Raw genomic sequence first — 18037 nt, forward strand, 5'->3', positions numbered from 1 at the left:
CGATGCTGTAGATGGAACGTTCAGTCTACTTATCGAGCCGCGTCGGCTTTCAAACCCTCGAGAGGATCCTCGTGACCACCGTTGACTCAACCACCGCCGGAGGAGTCGCGTCGGCGCTGCGCCGGCTGTACTTCGTGAGGTTCGCGTTCGCCATCGTCTGGGCCGTCCTGCTGTTCACCACCAAAACGCATCTCGGGCCCCTCGCCGTCGTTCTGGTCGTCGTATACCCCCTGTTCGACGTCGCTGCGGCCGTCGTGGACGCTCGTTCGTCCGGTGCCACCGGGTCGGCTCGTGGCCTGTACGTGAACATCGCGATCAGCCTGCTCGCCACCGTCGGCCTGGCGATCGCCGGCGCTTCCGGTGTGCCTGCGGTCCTGCGGGTCTGGGGTGCGTGGGCGATCGTCGCCGGGCTGATCCAGTTGGTCGTGGCCGTCGGCCGCCGCAAGCTGGGTGGTCAGTGGCCGATGATTCTCAGCGGCGGCCTGTCCGTGCTGGCCGGCGGATCGTTCGTCGGGGCCGCCTCCGCATCGAACCCGGCGCTGACCAACGTCGGCGGGTACGCAGTTCTCGGCGGCATCTTCTTCCTTGTCTCGGCGATCCGCCTCGGCCGCGCAGCCAAGGGGAACTGACATGACCGCCCCTTACGACGTCGTCGTCATCGGCGCTGGGCCGGTCGGGGAGAACGTCGCCGACCGAGTCGTACAGGGTGGTCTGAGCGCCGCCGTCGTCGAGCGTGAACTGGTCGGAGGTGAATGTTCCTACTGGGCCTGCATGCCGACCAAAGCCTTGCTGCGGAGCGCCGCGGCGTTACGTACGGCCCGGCAGGTGCCCGGCGCACGGGAAGCGGTGACGGGTGACCTCGACGTGGCCGCGGTGCTCCGCCGCCGCGACTCCTTCGCGTCGAACTGGGAGGACGACGGACAGGCGTCCTGGCTCGAGTCGGTGGGTGTTCCGCTGTACCGAGGACATGGCCGGCTCAGCTCCGAGCGGGTTGTCGAGGTGACCGCAACGGACGGAACCACGACGACGCTGACCGCACGGCACGCGGTCGTCGTCGCGACCGGGAGCGGCGCACTGGTCCCGGACATCGAAGGCCTGCGCGCGGCTGCACCGTGGACCAGCCGGGAGGCGGTCGCGGCGAAAGAGGTTCCGGGCCGGCTCGCCATCATCGGTGGCGGAGTGGTCGCATCGGAAATGGCGACTGCCTTCTCCGACCTGGGGTCGTCGGTGACGATGCTGGCTCGTGACGGAGTCCTGCACCTGGCGGAGCCGTTCGTCGGCGAGCGAGTCGCGGAATCGTTGCAGGAAAAGGGTGTTTCGGTGCGCATCGGAGCCGAAGCCGCTGCCGTGAAACGCAACGACGACGGGACGGTCTCCATCACGCTGGCCGACGGCGTGCAGATCGACGCCGACGAGCTCCTCGTTGCGATCGGCCGCACTCCGAACACGCAGGACATCGGATTGGACACCGTCGGCCTGACGCCGGGTGCGTGGCTCCTCGTCGACGGCACGATGCGGGTCGTCGGGGAGGACGGCGGGCTGATCGGCGACGGGTGGCTCTACGCCGCCGGGGATGTGAACCACCGCGCTCTGCTGACGCATCAGGGCAAGTACCAGGCCCGTGCCGTGGGTGACGTCATCGTGGCGCGTGCCAAGGGGGAAGAGGTCGACGACGGCCGGTGGGGCCGGCACGCGGCCACCGCCGACGAGCGCGCGGTGCCGCAGGTGGTGTTCACCGATCCGGAGGTCGCGTCGGTCGGACAGACCGCAGCCGCTGCCGAGGCCGCCGGGCTGCGGATCCGGGTCATCGACTACGACCTGGCCGCCACTGCTGGATCCTCCCTGCAGGCCGAGGGTTACCGCGGTCACGCCCGGATGGTCGTCGACGAGGATCGTCAGGTGATCGTCGGGTTCACCCTCGTCGGCCCGGACGTCGCGGAAATGCTGCATGCGGCGACCATCGCCGTGGTCGGCGAGGTTCCGCTGGACCGGCTCTGGCACGCGGTCCCGGCCTTCCCCACCGTCAGCGAGGTATGGCTGAGGCTGCTCGAAGCCCACGGCCGCTGACTCGTCCGACTGGCTCCAGGTAGGTGAAGGCGGTGTCCGATGCCCGGTCCCGGCTACGCGGCACAACAGCGCGACGACACTTGCCGCCGTGGAACTAGCGGGCGGATTCTGTCGACTGGCGCTCGGCGTTGACCCGTAGGAGTCCCTCGATCCCGCGGAGGAAGGTCCCGGACACCAACGCGGGGTCGAAAAGGCAGCCGGCTGCCATCGCGCCGTCGCGCAGCATGACGAAGTGGTGGGCTGCGGGCACCGCCGTCGGCTCGTGGACCCGCGCCATCATCGTGGTGAGGGTGTCCAGGAACCACTGCCGATGGGCGAGGATCTCCTGGTGGATGGGCTGGTCGACAGCGGGATACTCCGCCGCGGCGTTCAAGAAGGCGCATCCACGGAACCCGGGGGACTGGATGGAGTCAGCGATCGAGTTCGCAATGGCCAGGAGCCCGTCGACTGGTGACGGGTTGTCGGCGATCGCCTTTTCGACCCCGGCGCGCTCCATGCGGTGAACTTCGCGCAGGTACGTGAGTACCAGGTCTTCCTTGCTGGGGAAGTGCCGGTAGAAGGTGGCGCGGGTCACCTTTGCCTCGGCGATGACACGATCGACTCCGACCGAGTGGATGCCCTCCGCGTAGAAGATCCTGGTCGCCGTACCGAGTAGGCGGAGCCGTGCCTCGGAGGGCCTGGTTCCGGGTTCGCTTGGAGTCATGGTCCCATCATAGAGATGGAACGTTCGGTCTACGAGCTGAGCGCGGCCGAGGCGGTCAGGCTGCGGTTGCGCCGAGTTGGTGGAGGAAGCTGCGGTTGTCGGTGCGAACGTACTCCGCCACGAGGCGGCCGGTGGCGTCGAACTTGAAGATGTTCATCAGGTCCATCACGACTCGAGTGCCGGTCGGCTCGAGGGGGCCGACGGGGGAGTGCGTGAAGGGCCGGACGAAGGTCCCTTCGATCCAGGTCTGGCAGGCGATGTAGTCGCCTTCGGCAACGATGATGCCGCGGCGGATCGTCCGGTCGGCGAACGCGGCGCGGAGTGAGCGGAAGTACTCCGTCGGGCCGGCGTAGTCGGCGTCGAAGCCGTCGGGACCGTGGAACGCGAATTTCTCGGTGTCGAAGTACGTGTCGACTTCCTCCGGGTGCTCGCCCGAGACCTCCAGCTCTCCGGCGCGGACCAGCCGCGCGTTCAGCGCCGCGGCCGAGCGACTCGGCTACACCCAGTCGGCTGTGTCGCGACAGGTAGCGGCTACCGAGAAGGTCGCCGGTACGCCGTTGTTCGAACGTCATGCCCGCGGTGTCCGGCCGACCGCGGCGGGGGAGGTGCTGGTTCGCCACGCCGCGAAGGTGATCGACGATGTCGAGGCAGCGGGCCAGGAGCTCGCCGGACTCCGTGACCGGCTGGCCGGCCGGCTCGTCGTCGGCGGCTTCCCGACCGTGACGGCAGTGTTGTTGCCTCGGGCAATCGCACGGTTGGCGAGCGCGCACCCCGGCTTGCGGATCCGCTTGTTCGAGGGCTCGACCCCGGCTCAGTTGGCGGCCCTACGACGCGGGCGGCTGGAGGTCGCGATCGTGGCTGTCGGCGAAGGCCTGCCGGCTTACGACCTGACAGGCCTGAGCCGGACCGAGCTGCGCACTGGACGCGGCGCGGGCGTGGCCGTGGCGGAGTCCCATCCGTTCGCGGTCCGGGAGTGGGTCGAACCGGCCGACCTCGTCGACCAGAAGTGGGTGGTCGGCGCCCGGACCGGCGACGGACCGGAGTTCGGCGCGTGGCCCGGGATCGCCGACCCGAAGGTCTCCTTCGCGGTACGTGACTGGCCGACGCGCCTCGGCCTCGTCGCCGCCGGGATGGGAATCGCGCTGGTCCCAGGGGTGGCCGCCGAGTCGCTGCCACGCGGCGTCCGGTGGGTGCCAGTACGCGACCCTGGCGCGCTGCGCCGTACTGCCTGGGCTGTCACCAACAAGCGACCGAGCCCAGCGGCGACCGCCATGATCCAGGCCCTGTCGGAAGAGCTTGGCCGGTAGGCGGCGGTATTGGGGGTGACCGCCCGGTGACACACGGTCAAAAGCCTGGTGACTTTTAGGGTTATGTACACCGAGATGTCATGTCCAAGCACCTGACGCGGCGCTACGGCCGGGATCCAATGGCGCCGTTGTGCATTGTCAGGTTACTTGGGAGGGGCTAGATGAGTTCGAGCAGATCAATTGCCGGCATGAGCGCCGTCGCCGTCTTCGGCGTGGTAGCTGTCACCGGTGCCGTCGCGTCCGGAGCGCAGGCGGACCGTGGGTCCGGAAGTGGTACGTCCGCGGCCGGCCTGACCTCGGTCCCGGCGAACGCGAAGACGGCCGGCACGACGGTCCCGAACGTCCTGTCACCTCAGTTGGTTCAGCAGGTCGTCGCGCAGGGCTCGATGAGGCTCGAGAACGGTACGGCGGATCTTCCGTACTACGGCTACCGGGGCGACGGGCCGCTGATGCCCGCGCCGGGCGACCTGCCCACGGCGACCCACAAGGTCGAGGCCTCGAAGACAGAACCGGACAAGAACACGTACCTGGTCCTGAAGGGTCAGCACGGCGCCGACCCGGCGTACGACTACGGCAGCCATTTCCTGTTCCAGGGGCACGAGGGCGGTGGCAACGGCCTGATCACCCGGATCAACCTGGACGCCGACGCCGCGCATCGGGTGACGCTGCTGGCCACGACCACGACGGACGGCAAAGCGTTGCCGCCGTTCGACGGCTCCACGTGGGACCCGTGGTCGCACCGGTTGCTGTTCACAGCTGAGAACGGCGCGAGCGGCGGGGTCTTCCAGGCCACGCTGGACGGGAAGACGCAGGACATCTCGGCGGCGACCGGCCGGGCGGGGTACGAGGGCGTCCAGAACGACTCGGCCGGCAACCTCTGGCTGGCCGAGGACGCCGGCGGCGCCACCGTTGCCGGCGACAAGGCCAAGGTGGCCAACAGCTTCATCTTCCGGTTCGTGCCGAAGAGCAAGGGCGACCTGACGCACGGCAAGCTGCAGGCTCTCCAGGTGATCTCGCGCCGGACCGGCGACCCGATCGCCTTCCAGGGCATCGACGCCACGCATCCGACCGGTAACGCGTTCACGGACGACACGAAGGACCTGCACACCTACGGGCTGTCGTTCACCACCCACTGGGTGACCGTTCACGACACCGCCACCGACACGTCCGGCGTAGCGTTCGACGCCAACGCGCTGGCGAAGGCCGCCAAGGCGACGCCGTTCAAGCGTCCGGAGAACGGCCAGTTCCGGCCGGGTACGAACTTCCGCGAGTTCTTCTTCGAGGAGACCGGCGACACCAACGCCGACAGCTCCGCGAACAACGGCTACGGCGGCTGGGGGGCCGTCCTGAAGGTCACCCAGACCGACCCGACGGCCGACTCCGGCAAGCTGTCCCTGGTCTACAACGGCGACAAGGCGCACACCGGCCTCGACAACGTGACCTTCGTCGACACCAATCACGTCGCGTACGTAGAGGACGCCGGCGACACCCTGCACACCCAGCGCGGACTACTGGATTCGGGCTACCTGTTCGACCTACGGGCCGATTACGCCCACGGCGCCCAGCCGGTCCGGTTCCTCGCCGAGGGGCGCGACCCGTCGGCCACCCTCGATTCCGGGTTCTCGGGCATGACCGGCTTCCAGAACGACGGCGACAACGAGATCACCGGGATCCACATGTCCGACGGTGACCCGTCCGCGAACGGAATCCTCGGCGCGAAGCCGCCCACTCCGTTCCGCCACGGCTGGCGCTTGTTCTGGACCGCGCAGCACGGTGACAACATCACCTGGGAAATCCTCCCGGCCAACCACTGAGAGATCTCGCTTCGAGTCGAAGCTGAAGGTATGCGCCCCCGGCGGCGATCGTCGCCGGGGGCGCTACCGTATGCCCTGCCAGTCGTTGAGAGCCTGCTAAGGAGAAATTGTGGGACATTTCCGCCGTCGCCGCGGTTACCTGTTGATGATCTGCGCAGTGGCTCTTGGACTGGTCGCCGCACCGGGCCTGACCGCGAATGCCGCGCCCGGACGAGCGTCGCTGTTCACCCCTGGCGCACCAGGCGCCGGGGATCCGTACTTCCCTGACATGGGCAACGGCGGCTACGACGTCAGTCACTACGACATCAAGCTGGCGTTCGATCCCAAAACCAAGGCGATCAACGCGACCACGACGATCCTTGCCAGAGCCACGCAGAATCTCTCCCGGTTCGACCTGGATTTCCAGGGACCGCTGAAGATCAGCAAGCTCTCTGTCAACGGGCGCGAGGCGTCGTTCGCCCGCAGCGGTGCGCAGGAGTTGGTGATCACTCCACGGCACGGCCTGTGGCGGGGGAGCACGTTCCTCGTCTCGGTGACCTATGCAGGCATCCCGCAGAAGATCGACGACCCGGCGCTGGGCGTTTCCGGCTGGGTCGCCACCAAGGACGGCGCGGTCGCACTCAACCAGCCCATCGGCGCGGCGACCTACTACCCGGTGAACGACACCACCGACGACAAGGCGACGTACACCCAGACGATTACCGTGCCGACCGGACTGACCGTCCTGGCCAACGGCGAACCCGGACCGACCACCAAGCACAACGGCCGGACCACCTTTCGCTGGCAGATGAACCAGCCGATGGCCAGCGAGCTGGCCATGCTGGCGATCGGGAAGTACAACGTCACTCGCAGCGTGACTGCCGGCCTGCCGGACATCACTGCGATCGGCCAGTCGATCGACACGAAACCCGGGCAGGACAAGCTGTTCAACCAGACCACGGCACAGATCGTTCAGTGGGAGTCGTCGATGTACGGGCGCTACCCGTTCGGCTCGACCGGTGGCATCCTCGCCGACGTCGGCGTCCACTACGCCCTGGAGACGCAGGGCCGACCGGTGTACGACCAGCGCACCAGCAAGGTCAGCGGCGATCTGCTCGCCCACGAACTCGGCCACCAGTGGTTCGGTGACAGCCTCACTCCGGTGCACTGGTCGGACATCTGGCTGAACGAAGGCTTCGCCACCTACTCGGAGTGGCTCTACCAGGAGAAGTTCAACGGCATCCCGGTGCAGCAGAGCTTCGCGGAGACCTACGCCGATGAGAAGGACTGGTCCGGCAAGGTGGCCGACCCCGGACGGGATCACATCTTCGACGACCTGGTCTACAACCGCGGCGCGATGACGTTGCAGGCGCTCCGCCTGAAGATCGGCGACCGCGCGTTCTTCCAGGTGCTCGAACAGTGGCCGGCGACCTACCGGTACGGCAACGTCTCGACGCAGACCTTCATCCGGTTCGTCGAGCGACTGACCCACCGCGACCTCGACGCGTTCTTCCACACCTGGCTCTACCAGCCAGGCAAGCCGGCTCTCTGACGATCCGGACGTCGCGGCTCGGCCTGCTGTAGTGGTCGGATAGCGTCGGGGCGTGTTGCTGCCTGAGTCGTCGGTGCCAGGGGCTGATCTGCCGGTCCGGGCGGTTTTGCCCACCACGGTCGAAGCGGTGCGTTCGCGCGGTACTGCCGTACTGGTTGCGCCGCCCGGATCGGGAAAGACCTCGCTGCTGCCGCTTGCGTTGGGCGACGCCCTCGGCGGGACGATCATCGTGGCCGAGCCGCGAAGGCTGGCAACCCGCGCGGCTGCGGCCCGGCTGGCGATGCTGGTCGGCGAGCCTCTCGGGCAACGGATCGGCTACGCGATGCGCGGTGAACGCAGCGGCGGACAAGGACTACGTGTCGAGGTGGTGACGACCGGGCTCCTCGTACGGCGTCTGCAGCAGAACCCGGAGCTGCCCGGCGTGTCGGCGATTGTCATCGACGAATGCCATGAGCGGCACCTGGATGCCGATCTGCTGCTGGCGTTCTGCGTCGACATCCGGGCGAACCTTCGGGAGGACCTGGCGATCGTTGCGACCTCGGCCACGCCGGACACGGTCAGGCTGAGTCACGCACTGGGCACTGACGTTCCGGCGTCCGTGATCACCGCGTCTGCTGCGCTGTTCGACGTGGCCGTCGAATGGGCCCCACCACCGGTGCCCGTACCGCTGCTTCCTGGTGGGCGGGTCGACCCGCGCCTGCTGGATCACGTCGCGGCCGTCGTCGAGCGTGCCTGGACCGAGAACGACGGCGACATCCTCGTGTTCGTCCCGGGGGAGGCGGAGATCAACGGCGTGACTCGCAGGTTGGCCGGTCAGAATGTCCTGCCGTTGTTCGGTCGCCAGTCGCGGGTTGAACAGGACCGCGCGCTGGCCGCGACCGCCACTCGCCGGATCGTGGTCACGACGTCGGTCGCGGAGAGTTCGCTGACTGTGCCGGGGATCAGGGTTGTGGTCGACGCGGGGCTTGCCCGGGAGCCGCGGACCGATCAGTCCCGTGGCCTCGGTACGTTGGTCACCTGCCGGGTGTCGAGATCGTCGGCCGACCAGCGAGCGGGTCGCGCCGGGCGGGAGGCACCTGGCCGGGTCTATCGGTGCTGGTCTGCCATCGATCACCTGCATCTCGACGATCATCCGGCGCCGGAGATCGCGACCGCCGATCTGGCAGCGTTCGCTCTCGACCTCGCGGCGTGGGGTACGCCCGCCGGCGACGGTTTGACCTTGCTGGAGGCGCCGCCGGCCGTGGCGATGACCGCGGCCACCGAATTGCTTCGCCGCCTCGATGCCGTCGACGACAGCGGCCGGATCACCGAACGGGGACGGCGGATGGCGGCGATCGGGGCGCATCCCCGATTGGCTCGTGCGCTGTTGGACGCGACGCCGCGAATCGGCGCCGACCGGGCCCGGGAGATCGTCGCGATGCTCTCGGACGACTCCGGCCGGGACTTCGGCGACGATCTACCGGCTCGCTGGCGAGCCCTGCGCCGCGGCGTCGATCGCGGAGCTTCGGCCCGCTGGCGAGAAGAAACAAAGCGCCTCGGCCGAGGCTCACCTGACTCGTTGGGAAGGCCAACGGATGTCGTATCGGACGACCTGGCCGTGGGGATCGTGGTGGGGCTGGCGTATCCGGATCGGATCGCACGGGTCCGGGGAGCCGGCTCGGCGACGTACCAGATGTCCGGTGGTACGGGGGCCACCCTGGATCCGCAGTCGCCGTTGCGGACCACGCCCTGGCTGGCGATCGCGGTTGCCGACCGGGCACCCGGTCGCGCCGACGCCAGGATCCGTTCCGCGGCGCCGATCGATGAACAGACCGCGCGAGACGTCGCCGGCGAGCTCGTCTCGACCACCGACCAGATCCGCTGGGACGACGGCCGGATAGTGACGCGGCGCGTGGAGACACTCGGCGCGATCGTGCTCAACGACGTCCCGCTGGCAAAGCCCGATCCACTGCTCGTCCAAGCGGCCGTCCGTGACGGTATCCGGCGGAGCGGTCTGTCCGTACTGCGTTGGTCGGAGGCTGCTCTCGCCTTGCGGCAGCGCCTCGCGTTCTGTCACGCCCACCTCGGAGCCCCGTGGCCCGCGGTCGACGACAAAGCCTTGCTGGCCGGTCTCGACGAATGGCTTGGTCCCGAGCTCACCTCGGTACGCGATGTTGCCCAGATCGACGTGACTTCCGCGCTCCGGCGACTACTGCCATGGCCGGCCGCAACCCGGTTCGACGAACTCGCGCCGGAACGGCTCCAGGTCCCATCAGGCTCACACGTGCGACTCGCGTACGACGGCGTCGAGCCGCCGGTCCTCGCAGTGAAGCTGCAGGAAGTTTTCGGCTGGACTGCCACTCCGGCCGTCGCAGACGGCCGTGTCCCAGTCGTTCTGCACCTACTGTCGCCTGCACGGCGCCCGGTCGCGATCACGAGCGACCTCGCCTCATTCTGGAAGCAGGGCTATCCCCAGGTCCGCGCAGACCTGCGAGCCCGTTATCCCCGCCATGCATGGCCGGAAGACCCACTCACCGCCACCCCGACCAAGCGCCCAAAACCCCGCAAATGAACCGAGCGGCGGTCAGTATGCGCTATCGGCGCGTTGTGCCAAAGCCGCGACAGCGGCGGCGATCTCTTCCGGGAAGTCCTCCTGGAGGAAATGCTTTCCGGGCACACTCGGGATGTCGTCGAGCCGCGCGGCGAGGCGTGCCTGCACGCCATAGGTGCGCAGCGGGAGGGCTGGGTCTTTGCTGCCCCACAACAGTCCCACCGGATACGTACCGGAGCCGACAACGGTTTCGTATTGGCGCCTCTTCCCGGTGGTTCGCTCGAACGAGCGCATGATCCGCAGGAACGCCTGCCCTGAGTCATCGCCCAGAAGTAGGCGCAGGTGCGCGTCGAGCTCGGCGGCCGGCACGCTCGGACCGACGCCGATCGTCCGCATCAGCGTGCGGAACACGACCGGTACCCGGGCTGCTGTGAGCCAGGCCCGCCCGAGTGGACGATGTGCGAAGGGTTCCATCACCCACGGCCGGCGGAAGGTGTCGACGGCAACGATGGTGTTCAGCAGCAGCAATGAGCGGATGCGGTCAGGTGCCGCAGCTGCGATCTCGAACCCGACGGGCCCGCCGATGTCATGGACCACGAGGTGTACCCGGTCCAGCCCGAGCGCGTCGAGCGCCGCCGTCGCCCATCGCCCCAGGCCCGTCCAGGAGTAGTCGAAGTCGTCCGGCCGTGCCGCCAGCCCGAGGCCAGGAAGGTCGAAGGCGATCCCGCGCAGTCCGCGGTGCGCCAGCTCGGGCAGTACCGCACGATAGACGAAGGACGAAGCCGGTACGCCGTGCAGACAGACGACCGCTTCCGCGTCTGACGGTCCCTCGTCCAGTACGAAGCTGCGCACCCCAGCCGCGGCGAACTCCCGACCGCGGCCGCGGTGAGCGGCCAGCACCTCGTCCACGCTCACACCATGACGATACGGCTGGGTGGGCAGAACCTCAGTGATTCGGGACGTGCTGGCCGTGCCTTCGCCGGGGCCGCGAGGTCGCTGCGGGGTGGCCGGGTGGAGGACCGGCAAGCCGGCCGCGAGCCACGCGTCGAATCCGCCGATCATGTCGGTGCTGCGGACAAGACCGATCTGACGCAGGGAGTGCGCGGCGAGGCTGGACGAGAAGCCGCTCTGGCAGATGATGATCCAGCGAACGTCCCGGTCGGCTGCCTCGGGGATCCGCGCGTCGTTGCGGGGATCCAGGCGCCACTCCAACTGGTTGCGTTCGACGACGATTCCGCCCGGCAGCTCGCCGTCGCGACGCCGCTGAGACTCCGGCCGGATATCGACGAGATACGTCATCGGCTCGCCTGCTGCCGCCGCAGCCGCGGTAGGTTCCAGTCTGCTCAGTTCGGCCTGGACGCGGGCCAACGTCTCGTCGATGCCCATCAACTCGCTCCCAGAGGCTGATCCGTCCGGGGTCGGTCGGCGACAAGACGATGTACGTTGTCGACCCGGCGGGTCAGGTTCGCACGGTCGAGCAACTGGAGGAGCGGCACGGCGACGCGACGGCTGGTGGCGAGCGCCGTCCGTGCGTCGCTGACGGTGAACGGCTGGGGGAGCTCGGCGAGTCGTTGGACGGCGAGGTCGACGGACTCGGGGGCGAGGTAGACGCCGTCGCCGATCTGGAGGAGTGATCCACTGCGGACCGCGGCAGCGAGCTTCGCCGGGGTCAGGCCGAGGGCCGCCAGCCGTCCGGTGTCGGGTGCGGCAAACGGGGACCTGGCCAGGTCGGCGCGGAGCGTCTCGACCGCTACGGCCACATCCCGGGGAAGGGTGTCTCTGTTCGCGTTCGGCAACACCCGTCCGGCGTTGGCGACGAGGGGCGGCGTCACGAGAGCCTCGACGAGCCGGCGGTCGGGCAGGCCGAGCAGCCGGCGGGCCGCCTCGACCGGCAGACCGGGTTCCAGCGGGTGGGCAGTCAGATAGGTCTCGACGTCGGTGGCGAGCCGTGCTCTCAGGAGGTCTCGGTACGCGGGGTCGAGCAGCCAATCGCCCGCAACCGGGGCGATTCCGGACGGGGCCGGGCAGCCCATCCGGCGTAGGTCGGCAACTGTGACGAGGCGCCTTCGGCGCAACTCGGAGACTGCGTCCGGTCGACCTGTCATCGCTGTCAGCTCGGTACGCCGGAGCGCACCGGAACCGCGGCGAACAAGCTCCGGAGGTCGTACGTCGAGCACGGTGGCGCCGATGATTCGTCTGCTGCCCGGGTCGCGCAGCAGCAGCCGGTCCCCGATCCGCAGCGGCAGTGGCGTCGCGAGCGTCAGCCGGGCCAGGTCCGCGTCGAAGGGTCGCACCCGGGCGGGTACGGCCGCGGATCCGATGTGAACGAGGACTTGCGCCGGTAGCTGTTCGGAGGACCGTACGTCGAGCAAGGTGGTCGGGTCCCACGCGTCCGGTGTGAGCAGCGCGCTGCCACGTCGTACCTGACTCACCGGAAGGTTGCGCAGGTTGACCGCGACTCGAGCCACTGCATGCACCGAGGACGCGGGCGCTTTCAGCGATTCGATGCCGCGCAGGCGCACACGATGGCCTCCGGGCGCGATCGTGAAGCTCTCTCCGGTGGAGATGGCTCCTGCGGTCAGGGTGCCGGTCACCACGGTGCCGGCACCCCGGATCGTGAACGCGCGGTCCACCCAGAGCCGCACCGCGCTGTCTGGCTCGGGCGGCGGCAGGGTCGCGACCAGGCGCGACAGCGCGGCGCGGAGGTCGTCCATGCCCGTCCCGGTGGTGGCGCTGACGCAGACCGACTCGATCCCGCCCAGCGACGTGCTGCCGAACTCCTGACGAGCGCCGGCCAATGCCGATGCGGGCTCGCTGAGGTCGCAGCGACTGATCACCAGGATCCCGTGGCTGACCCCGAGCGCATCGAGCGCGGCAAGGTGCTCGGCAGATTGGGGCATCCAGCCTTCGTCCGCGGCGACGACGAACATAACGGCCGGCGCGGGCCCGATGCCGGCGAGCATGTTGCCGATGAATCGCTCATGGCCGGGTACGTCGACGAACGCAACAGTTGCCCCTGGCCCCAGAGTCGTCCAGGCGAAGCCGAGATCGTTGGTCATGCCGCGCCGGCGCTCCTCGGCCCATCGATCGGGTTCCATCCCCGTCAGGGCGCGGAGCAGCGTGGACTTGCCATGGTCGACGTGTCCGGCGGTCGCGATGACGTGCATGTCATACCTGTCCGGCGACGCGGACGATCGCGTCGTACAGCAGGTGATCCAGTTCGGGTGGGACGCTGCGCAGGTCGAGCAGCAGTCGCCCGGCGTGGATTCGCCCGACGACGGCGGGGTCGTTGGTGCGGAGTGCCTGTGCGTACTCGGCGGGCAGGCTGAGCGCCGTACTGGTGAGAATCAGCCCGGGCGCCCCGCCACCCCCGGTACTGGCCTGGCTCGGCACCTGTTGTACGTCGAGGTCGAGCGATGTCAGGAGGGCCAGCATTGACGTCGCGCGTGCCTGCAGTTCCTCGGCGTCCGCGTGCAGCATGCGCGAGGTCGGTGGCGTCGGTCCGCGCAGGGTGGCTTCCAGCGCGGCGAGGGTGAGCTTGTCGACGCGCATCGCCCGGGCGAGCGGATGGCGACGGAGCCGCTCGACGTATGTGCGATCGCCGAGCAGGAGGCCGCATTGCGGTCCGCCGAGTAGCTTGTCTCCGCTGGCGGTGACCAGGGTGGCCCCGTCGGCGAGCGTCGTCGCGGCGTCAGGCTCGGCGGGCAGCGATGTGTCGGGGCAGAGCAGCCCGGAGCCGATGTCGACCACGAGGGGTGCGTCCAGGGCGGCGAGGTCTCGCACCGAGACCCCGGCGGTGAAACCTGTCACCACGAAGTTCGACGGGTGCACCTTCAAGACGAAACCGGTCCGCGGTCCGAGAGCCTCGGCGTAGTCACGCAGCGTGGTGCGGTTGGTGGTTCCGACCTCGCGCAGGCGCGCCCCGGTGGACGTGAGCAGGTCGGGGATGCGGAACCCGTCACCGATCTCCACCATCTCGCCTCGGCTCAGCACGATGTCCCGGCCTGCCGCCAGCACCGTCGCAGCGAGCGCCAGCGCGGCGGCGTTGTTGTTGACCACGTGCGCAGCCTCGGCCACGGGCACGGCCGCCAGGAGAGCGTCCAGAAGTTGGCGCCCACGCCGAGCCCGCCGGCCGGTGTCCAGGTCGAACTCGACGTCGACGCATCCCGCTGCCGCCACAACCGCGTCGACGGCGGCCGGGGACAGCGGCGCCCGGCCGAGGTTGGTGTGCAGCAGCACCCCGGTCGCATTCACGACCGGCCGCACGCCGCAGGCGCGCGGTGGCAGCGCTGCCACGACTGTGTCCGGCACCTGCTCGGGGGTGATCTCACCACGGCGCGCCCGGTCCTGGACCTCGGTGACCACCTGCCTGACCAGAGCCCGCCCCAGCCGTTCCTGCGCGTCGACCAGCCTCGGGTCCGCAAGCAGACCGTCGACTCGTGGGATCCCGCGCCGTACGTCGGTCACTCCTCGACGGTACGGCGACCGGCCCGATTCGTCATCGGCTTCGCGACGAGGTGGCGGAGGCGGACGGGAATCGAACCCGCCGGACCGAGATCCTCGGTCCCGAACGGCTTTGAAGACCGCGGGGGCCACCAGACACCCTGACGCCTCCGCTCGACAGCATAGGGCTGACCCGAATCGGCGAGCGAGGGCTCGCGCGAAACCAGCGGCGCCTCGGTATTCAATCGCGGTGCAGCTCGGCTCTACGCTGAGCGCACCGGCTGCGCCGGCGGGGAGAGTGGGACATGAGCACCGACAAACGCACCTACCGGCTGACTCAGTACGCGCACGGTGGCGGTTGCGCCTGCAAGATTCCTCCCGGCGAACTGGAGGCGGTCGTCGCCGGCCTGCTCGGTGGCCCGGTGGACGACGACCTGCTGGTCGGGCTCGAGACGGGCGACGATGCCGCCGTCGTACGGCTGAGCGCTGACCTGGCTGTCGTCGCCACCGCCGACTTCTTCACTCCGGTCGTCGATGACCCGTACGACTGGGGCCGGATCGCCGTCGCCAATGCGCTGTCGGACGTCTACGCCATGGGCGGGCGACCGCTGGTCGGTGTGAACCTGCTGGCGTGGCCGCGGGAGGTGCTGCCCTTCGAACTTGCCAAAGAGGTACTGCGCGGCGGCCTCGACGTCGCCCGCGAGGCGCATTGCCACGTGGGTGGTGGGCACAGCATCGACGACCCCGAGCCCAAGTACGGGATGGCGGTCACCGGCCTCGTGGATCCCACCCGGCTGCTGCGCAACGACGCGGGGGCGGCGGGGGATCCGCTGTCGCTGAGCAAGCCACTCGGGTTGGGAGTGCTCAACAATCGGCACAAGCAGACCGGCGAGGTGTTCCCGGACGCGGTCGCGGCGATGACAGCACTCAATCAGGCGGCCGCACAGGCGGCGTTGGCCGCGGGCGCTCGCTGCGCGACCGACATCACCGGCTTCGGACTGCTCGGCCATCTCGCCAAGCTCGCACGGGCCAGCGGCGTGACCGCGGTGATCGACGCTGCGGCCGTGCCGTATCTGGACGCCGCCCGCGAGTCCGCCACTGCCGGCTACGTCAGCGGTGGTACCCGCCGCAACCTCGCCTGGGTCCGGTCGTGTACCGACTTCGGATCACTACCGGAGGTTGAGCAACTACTGCTCGCCGATGCCCAGACGTCGGGTGGCCTGCTGGTCGCCGCCGAGCTTCCAGGGTGCCCAGTCATCGGTGAGCTGGTCGAGCGGACGGCGTACGACGTGGTGGTGCGTGGCTGAGCGGCTACCCCTTGTACAGGACACATTCTGAGGTCATCGACGGTGTGGCGCGGGGCCAGGTCCGGGCGTATGGTCGAAAACGCTGGAGGGGGTGGCCGGAATGTTGCCTAGAGCCACACGAACCGCGATGAACGACGAGACGCCGCATCAGCGCCAGGGGTTGGGCCGACGTCACTTCGTGTTCGGCGCCGCCGGACTGACCGGCACCGCGGTCGGTGGAGGTTGGCTGGCCGCGCCTGCCGCATCCGCGCACCCGGCGCAGAACCACCATCTCTCGACTGCTGCGGCGCGCCATATTCCGGGAGGCTTCCAGCTCGCCCCGGGAGGCGAGGTCTACCACGTCTTCTTCCCCGGCGAAGGCGAGCCCAGCACGATCACCGATTTCAAGGGGAAGGTCGCGGCCGCCGTGATCGACGGGCGGGGAACCGGCGCCAACGCGGCACGCGCCTTCGAGGTCGACGTTCGGTTCATGGACGGCACGTTCATCGGCCTTGACGGCCGGCAGAGCGTGGGCACGTTCACGTTCTATTGAGTCGACGTCTTCGAGGGGCCGGTCGACCCCACCTTCGCAACACAGATCCACGACTTCAACCCCGGGATATCCGCGAGCGGCTTGTTCTGGACGAACCGGGCGCACCCGAACAACGTCTGGGCCGACACCGTGCACGGCCGCGCGACGATGAAGGTCGCGGACGTCATCCTGCCCGACTTCCACGACACGATCTCCGCACTGCAGCACAAGCCTCCGGTGGCGATCAGCAGTTTGACGCTGAACCTCACCTGGAAGGGCGGCGGCAAACTCGAGCGCGTCGACGACAACGAGAAGGACGTCGGCGGGACCGTCGTACGAGGCCCTGCATCAGTCTGGTTCCACGTCGAGAGCGATGACGGATTCAGCTACACCTCGGACCGCCACGGGCAGAAGACCGTTGTCGCCGAGGTACGGAGCGAACGCAACGGCGCCTTCCACCGTTGACGCTGACCTCGTCTCGCCTGGGTGCACGATGAAGGCGGCAGCGGGCGGTCCAGGATCGCCCGCCCGCCGAGTCAGTCGGTGGCGGGGAGCTTTGCCGCGATGATGTCGGTGAAGGTGAACGACGGCGGTTCGGCGAGCAACTCCTGCATCGATTGCTGACCGACCCGGATCTGGCCTGCCTCGAGATGGAACTGCCGGCCCTCGTCGTGCGGAAACGCATCGACCACCGCGAAGCTGGTCGGTCCGAGACGGATCGCGAACCATGCCGTGGTGTCCGGCTCCTCGAGGACCGCGGCGCGGGCAGCCCGTAGGCGCTCCTCCAGTTCGGTCTCGTCCATCTCCCTATCCGTCGTCAGCGGGCAGGCTCGTAGAGTCGGTACGTCGCGAGGATGTTCAGCCGGTGCAGGTTGCGGCACAGCTCGAGCATGCCGTTGACGGCTCGTTCTCTCGGGACCTGGTACTGGGACAGCGCCTCCACGAGTGCCGGATCCAGGTCGCCCGCCCACGGATCGGTACAGGCGGCCTCGGTCTCCGCCAGCGTGCGGCCTGCCGTCACGGAGGCGTCGACCTCTTCGTGGAGCCGTTCCAGGTAGGTGACGAGCGTGTCGATGGCGGCGTGGCCGTCGCCCATCGGTCCGTGCCCCGGCACGATGGTTCGCAGCTCGGGGAGGGCTTCCTTCATCCGGCGCAGGGAGCCGACGTAGGGCTCGGGTCCGCCCTGCAGGAGCATGTGGGCGATGTTCGCGTGGCAGAGGAAGTTCCCGGTCCAGGCGATGCGCGTATCGGGTACGTACACGATCGTGTCGCCGGGGCCGTTGCCGGGGCCGAAGTGCCAGAGTTGTACCAAGCGGCCGCCGAGATCGATTTCGGCGAACGAGTCGAAGACGATCTCCGGTGTGCGCCAGTGGTCCACCGCGTCGAGCAGGCCCTCGTCGCCGTACATGTTGCCGGCGCGGATCCGCTTCTCGTAGGCCAGATCGGCCATGTGCTCCTTGTTGACCCGCGACGACACGATCACGACCTCGGCGGGGAAGGCAAGGTTCCCGAAGGTGTGGTCGCCGTGGTACGTCGTGTTGACCAGGTATCGCAGCGGCTGGTCGACCAGTTCGCCGGCGAGCGCCTGAATCGCGGCCGAGACCTTCGGGGTGATGCCGGCGTCGACGACGAGGGCGGCGTCGCGGCCGGCGATCAGGCCGTTGTTGTCCTTGGGCGGGATGTTCGCCATCAGCGCGTACACGCCGTCGGCAAGGGGCTGTGGCATCAGGGCGAGGCCGTTCGGGGACAGGTTCGGGCCCTGGTAGCCGTCGGGGCGTTCGGCGAGCTCGCGGGCCGGAAGCGTCTGGTCGGACATCGGTCACT

Annotated in this window: 16 protein-coding genes and 1 tRNA gene; 9 read left to right on the forward strand and 8 right to left on the reverse strand. The window is 68.8% G+C overall.

The features are described from left to right. Nucleotides 1–71: 71 nt before the first annotated feature. Together ACZ5BU_RS24780 and ACZ5BU_RS24785 are read left to right on the forward strand one after the other, a co-directional pair. Nucleotides 72–629, forward strand: a complete 558-nt coding sequence (locus ACZ5BU_RS24780) for a hypothetical protein (protein ID WP_465702532.1) — start codon at nucleotides 72–74, stop codon at nucleotides 627–629. A gap of 1 nt (nucleotide 630) precedes the next feature. Next, nucleotides 631–2067, forward strand: coding sequence for a dihydrolipoyl dehydrogenase family protein (locus ACZ5BU_RS24785; protein WP_465702534.1), 1437 nt, complete (start codon nucleotides 631–633; stop codon nucleotides 2065–2067). A gap of 94 nt (nucleotides 2068–2161) precedes the next feature. Here the strand turns inward: ACZ5BU_RS24785 and ACZ5BU_RS24790 are convergent, their stop codons facing one another. After that, on the reverse strand, nucleotides 2162–2770 hold the full coding sequence (locus tag ACZ5BU_RS24790) for a TetR/AcrR family transcriptional regulator (protein WP_465702535.1): 609 nt from the start codon (nucleotides 2768–2770) through the stop codon (nucleotides 2162–2164). A 55-nt stretch (nucleotides 2771–2825) separates the two neighbouring features. Beyond that, nucleotides 2826–3245, reverse strand: a complete 420-nt coding sequence (locus ACZ5BU_RS24795; RefSeq protein WP_465702683.1) for an ester cyclase — start codon at nucleotides 3243–3245, stop codon at nucleotides 2826–2828. Between ACZ5BU_RS24795 and ACZ5BU_RS24800 the strand changes: the two genes are divergently transcribed. The 4 genes from ACZ5BU_RS24800 (at nucleotide 3166) to hrpB (ending at nucleotide 9973) form a co-directional block, all read left to right on the forward strand. Next, nucleotides 3166–4077: a LysR family transcriptional regulator gene (locus ACZ5BU_RS24800; protein ID WP_465702537.1), complete on the forward strand. Its 912-nt coding sequence runs from the start codon at nucleotides 3166–3168 to the stop codon at nucleotides 4075–4077. The two genes, ACZ5BU_RS24795 and ACZ5BU_RS24800, sit on opposite strands and share 80 nt — an antisense overlap. Before the next feature lie 161 nt (nucleotides 4078–4238). Beyond that, nucleotides 4239–5891: a hypothetical protein gene (locus tag ACZ5BU_RS24805; protein ID WP_465702539.1), complete on the forward strand. Its 1653-nt coding sequence runs from the start codon at nucleotides 4239–4241 to the stop codon at nucleotides 5889–5891. A gap of 157 nt (nucleotides 5892–6048) precedes the next feature. Continuing rightward, entirely contained in the window at nucleotides 6049–7422 is a 1374-nt protein-coding gene (locus ACZ5BU_RS24810; RefSeq protein WP_465702541.1) for a M1 family metallopeptidase, read from the forward strand. Nucleotides 7423–7474: 52 nt separating this feature from the next. Next, nucleotides 7475–9973 carry an ATP-dependent helicase HrpB gene (gene hrpB / locus ACZ5BU_RS24815; RefSeq protein WP_465702542.1) on the forward strand — a complete coding sequence of 833 codons (2499 nt, stop codon included), beginning with the start codon at nucleotides 7475–7477 and terminating at the stop codon, nucleotides 9971–9973. Between the two features lie 12 nt (nucleotides 9974–9985). On the opposite strand, the gene ACZ5BU_RS24820 is transcribed toward hrpB, so the two are convergent. From ACZ5BU_RS24820 to ACZ5BU_RS24835, 4 genes are all read right to left on the reverse strand, one after another. Beyond that, nucleotides 9986–11338, reverse strand: a complete 1353-nt coding sequence (locus ACZ5BU_RS24820) for an alpha/beta fold hydrolase (RefSeq protein ID WP_465702544.1) — start codon at nucleotides 11336–11338, stop codon at nucleotides 9986–9988. Next, entirely contained in the window at nucleotides 11338–13119 is a 1782-nt protein-coding gene (selB, locus tag ACZ5BU_RS24825) for a selenocysteine-specific translation elongation factor (RefSeq protein ID WP_465702546.1), read from the reverse strand. Before selB ends, ACZ5BU_RS24820 begins: the two co-directional genes overlap by 1 nt. Before the next feature lies 1 nt (nucleotide 13120). Next, nucleotides 13121–14419: an L-seryl-tRNA(Sec) selenium transferase gene (selA, locus tag ACZ5BU_RS24830; RefSeq protein WP_465702547.1), complete on the reverse strand. Its 1299-nt coding sequence runs from the start codon at nucleotides 14417–14419 to the stop codon at nucleotides 13121–13123. A 51-nt stretch (nucleotides 14420–14470) separates the two neighbouring features. After that, nucleotides 14471–14567, reverse strand: a tRNA-Sec gene (locus tag ACZ5BU_RS24835). 133 nt (nucleotides 14568–14700) lie between these two features. On the opposite strand from ACZ5BU_RS24835, the gene selD reads away from it, so the two are divergent. From selD to ACZ5BU_RS24850, 3 genes are all read left to right on the forward strand, one after another. Then, nucleotides 14701–15702, forward strand: coding sequence for a selenide, water dikinase SelD (selD, locus tag ACZ5BU_RS24840; protein WP_465702549.1), 1002 nt, complete (start codon nucleotides 14701–14703; stop codon nucleotides 15700–15702). A gap of 127 nt (nucleotides 15703–15829) precedes the next feature. Next, the gene (locus ACZ5BU_RS24845; protein ID WP_465702551.1) at nucleotides 15830–16234 is read left to right on the forward strand and encodes a hypothetical protein; all 405 of its coding nucleotides are present in this window, start codon (nucleotides 15830–15832) and stop codon (nucleotides 16232–16234) included. Nucleotides 16235–16315: 81 nt separating this feature from the next. Beyond that, complete coding sequence (locus ACZ5BU_RS24850; RefSeq protein ID WP_465702553.1) at nucleotides 16316–16678, forward strand: hypothetical protein; 363 nt, start codon at nucleotides 16316–16318, stop codon at nucleotides 16676–16678. Nucleotides 16679–16749: 71 nt separating this feature from the next. Here the strand turns inward: ACZ5BU_RS24850 and ACZ5BU_RS24855 are convergent, their stop codons facing one another. Next, the gene (locus tag ACZ5BU_RS24855) at nucleotides 16750–17016 is read right to left on the reverse strand and encodes a hypothetical protein (protein ID WP_465702554.1); all 267 of its coding nucleotides are present in this window, start codon (nucleotides 17014–17016) and stop codon (nucleotides 16750–16752) included. Nucleotides 17017–17030: 14 nt separating this feature from the next. After that, nucleotides 17031–18029: an MBL fold metallo-hydrolase gene (locus ACZ5BU_RS24860; protein WP_465702556.1), complete on the reverse strand. Its 999-nt coding sequence runs from the start codon at nucleotides 18027–18029 to the stop codon at nucleotides 17031–17033. Nucleotides 18030–18037: the final 8 nt, after the last annotated feature.

The sequence above is a fragment of the Kribbella sp. NPDC031520 genome (assembly GCF_055580825.1).

Bases quoted from the DNA above. Each gene is read 5' to 3' on its own strand.
- ACZ5BU_RS24785 (WP_465702534.1), top strand. From the start codon at position 631: ATGACCGCCCCTTACGACGTCGTCGTCATCGGCGCTGGGCCGGTCGGG.
- ACZ5BU_RS24790 (WP_465702535.1), bottom strand. From the start codon at position 2,770: ATGACTCCAAGCGAACCCGGAACCAGGCCCTCCGAGGCACGGCTCCGC.
- ACZ5BU_RS24805 (WP_465702539.1), top strand. From the start codon at position 4,239: ATGAGTTCGAGCAGATCAATTGCCGGCATGAGCGCCGTCGCCGTCTTC.
- ACZ5BU_RS24820 (WP_465702544.1), bottom strand. From the start codon at position 11,338: ATGGGCATCGACGAGACGTTGGCCCGCGTCCAGGCCGAACTGAGCAGA.
- selB (WP_465702546.1), bottom strand. From the start codon at position 13,119: ATGCACGTCATCGCGACCGCCGGACACGTCGACCATGGCAAGTCCACG.
- selD (WP_465702549.1), top strand. From the start codon at position 14,701: ATGAGCACCGACAAACGCACCTACCGGCTGACTCAGTACGCGCACGGT.
- ACZ5BU_RS24845 (WP_465702551.1), top strand. From the start codon at position 15,830: ATGAACGACGAGACGCCGCATCAGCGCCAGGGGTTGGGCCGACGTCAC.
- ACZ5BU_RS24855 (WP_465702554.1), bottom strand. From the start codon at position 17,016: ATGGACGAGACCGAACTGGAGGAGCGCCTACGGGCTGCCCGCGCCGCG.
- ACZ5BU_RS24860 (WP_465702556.1), bottom strand. From the start codon at position 18,029: ATGTCCGACCAGACGCTTCCGGCCCGCGAGCTCGCCGAACGCCCCGAC.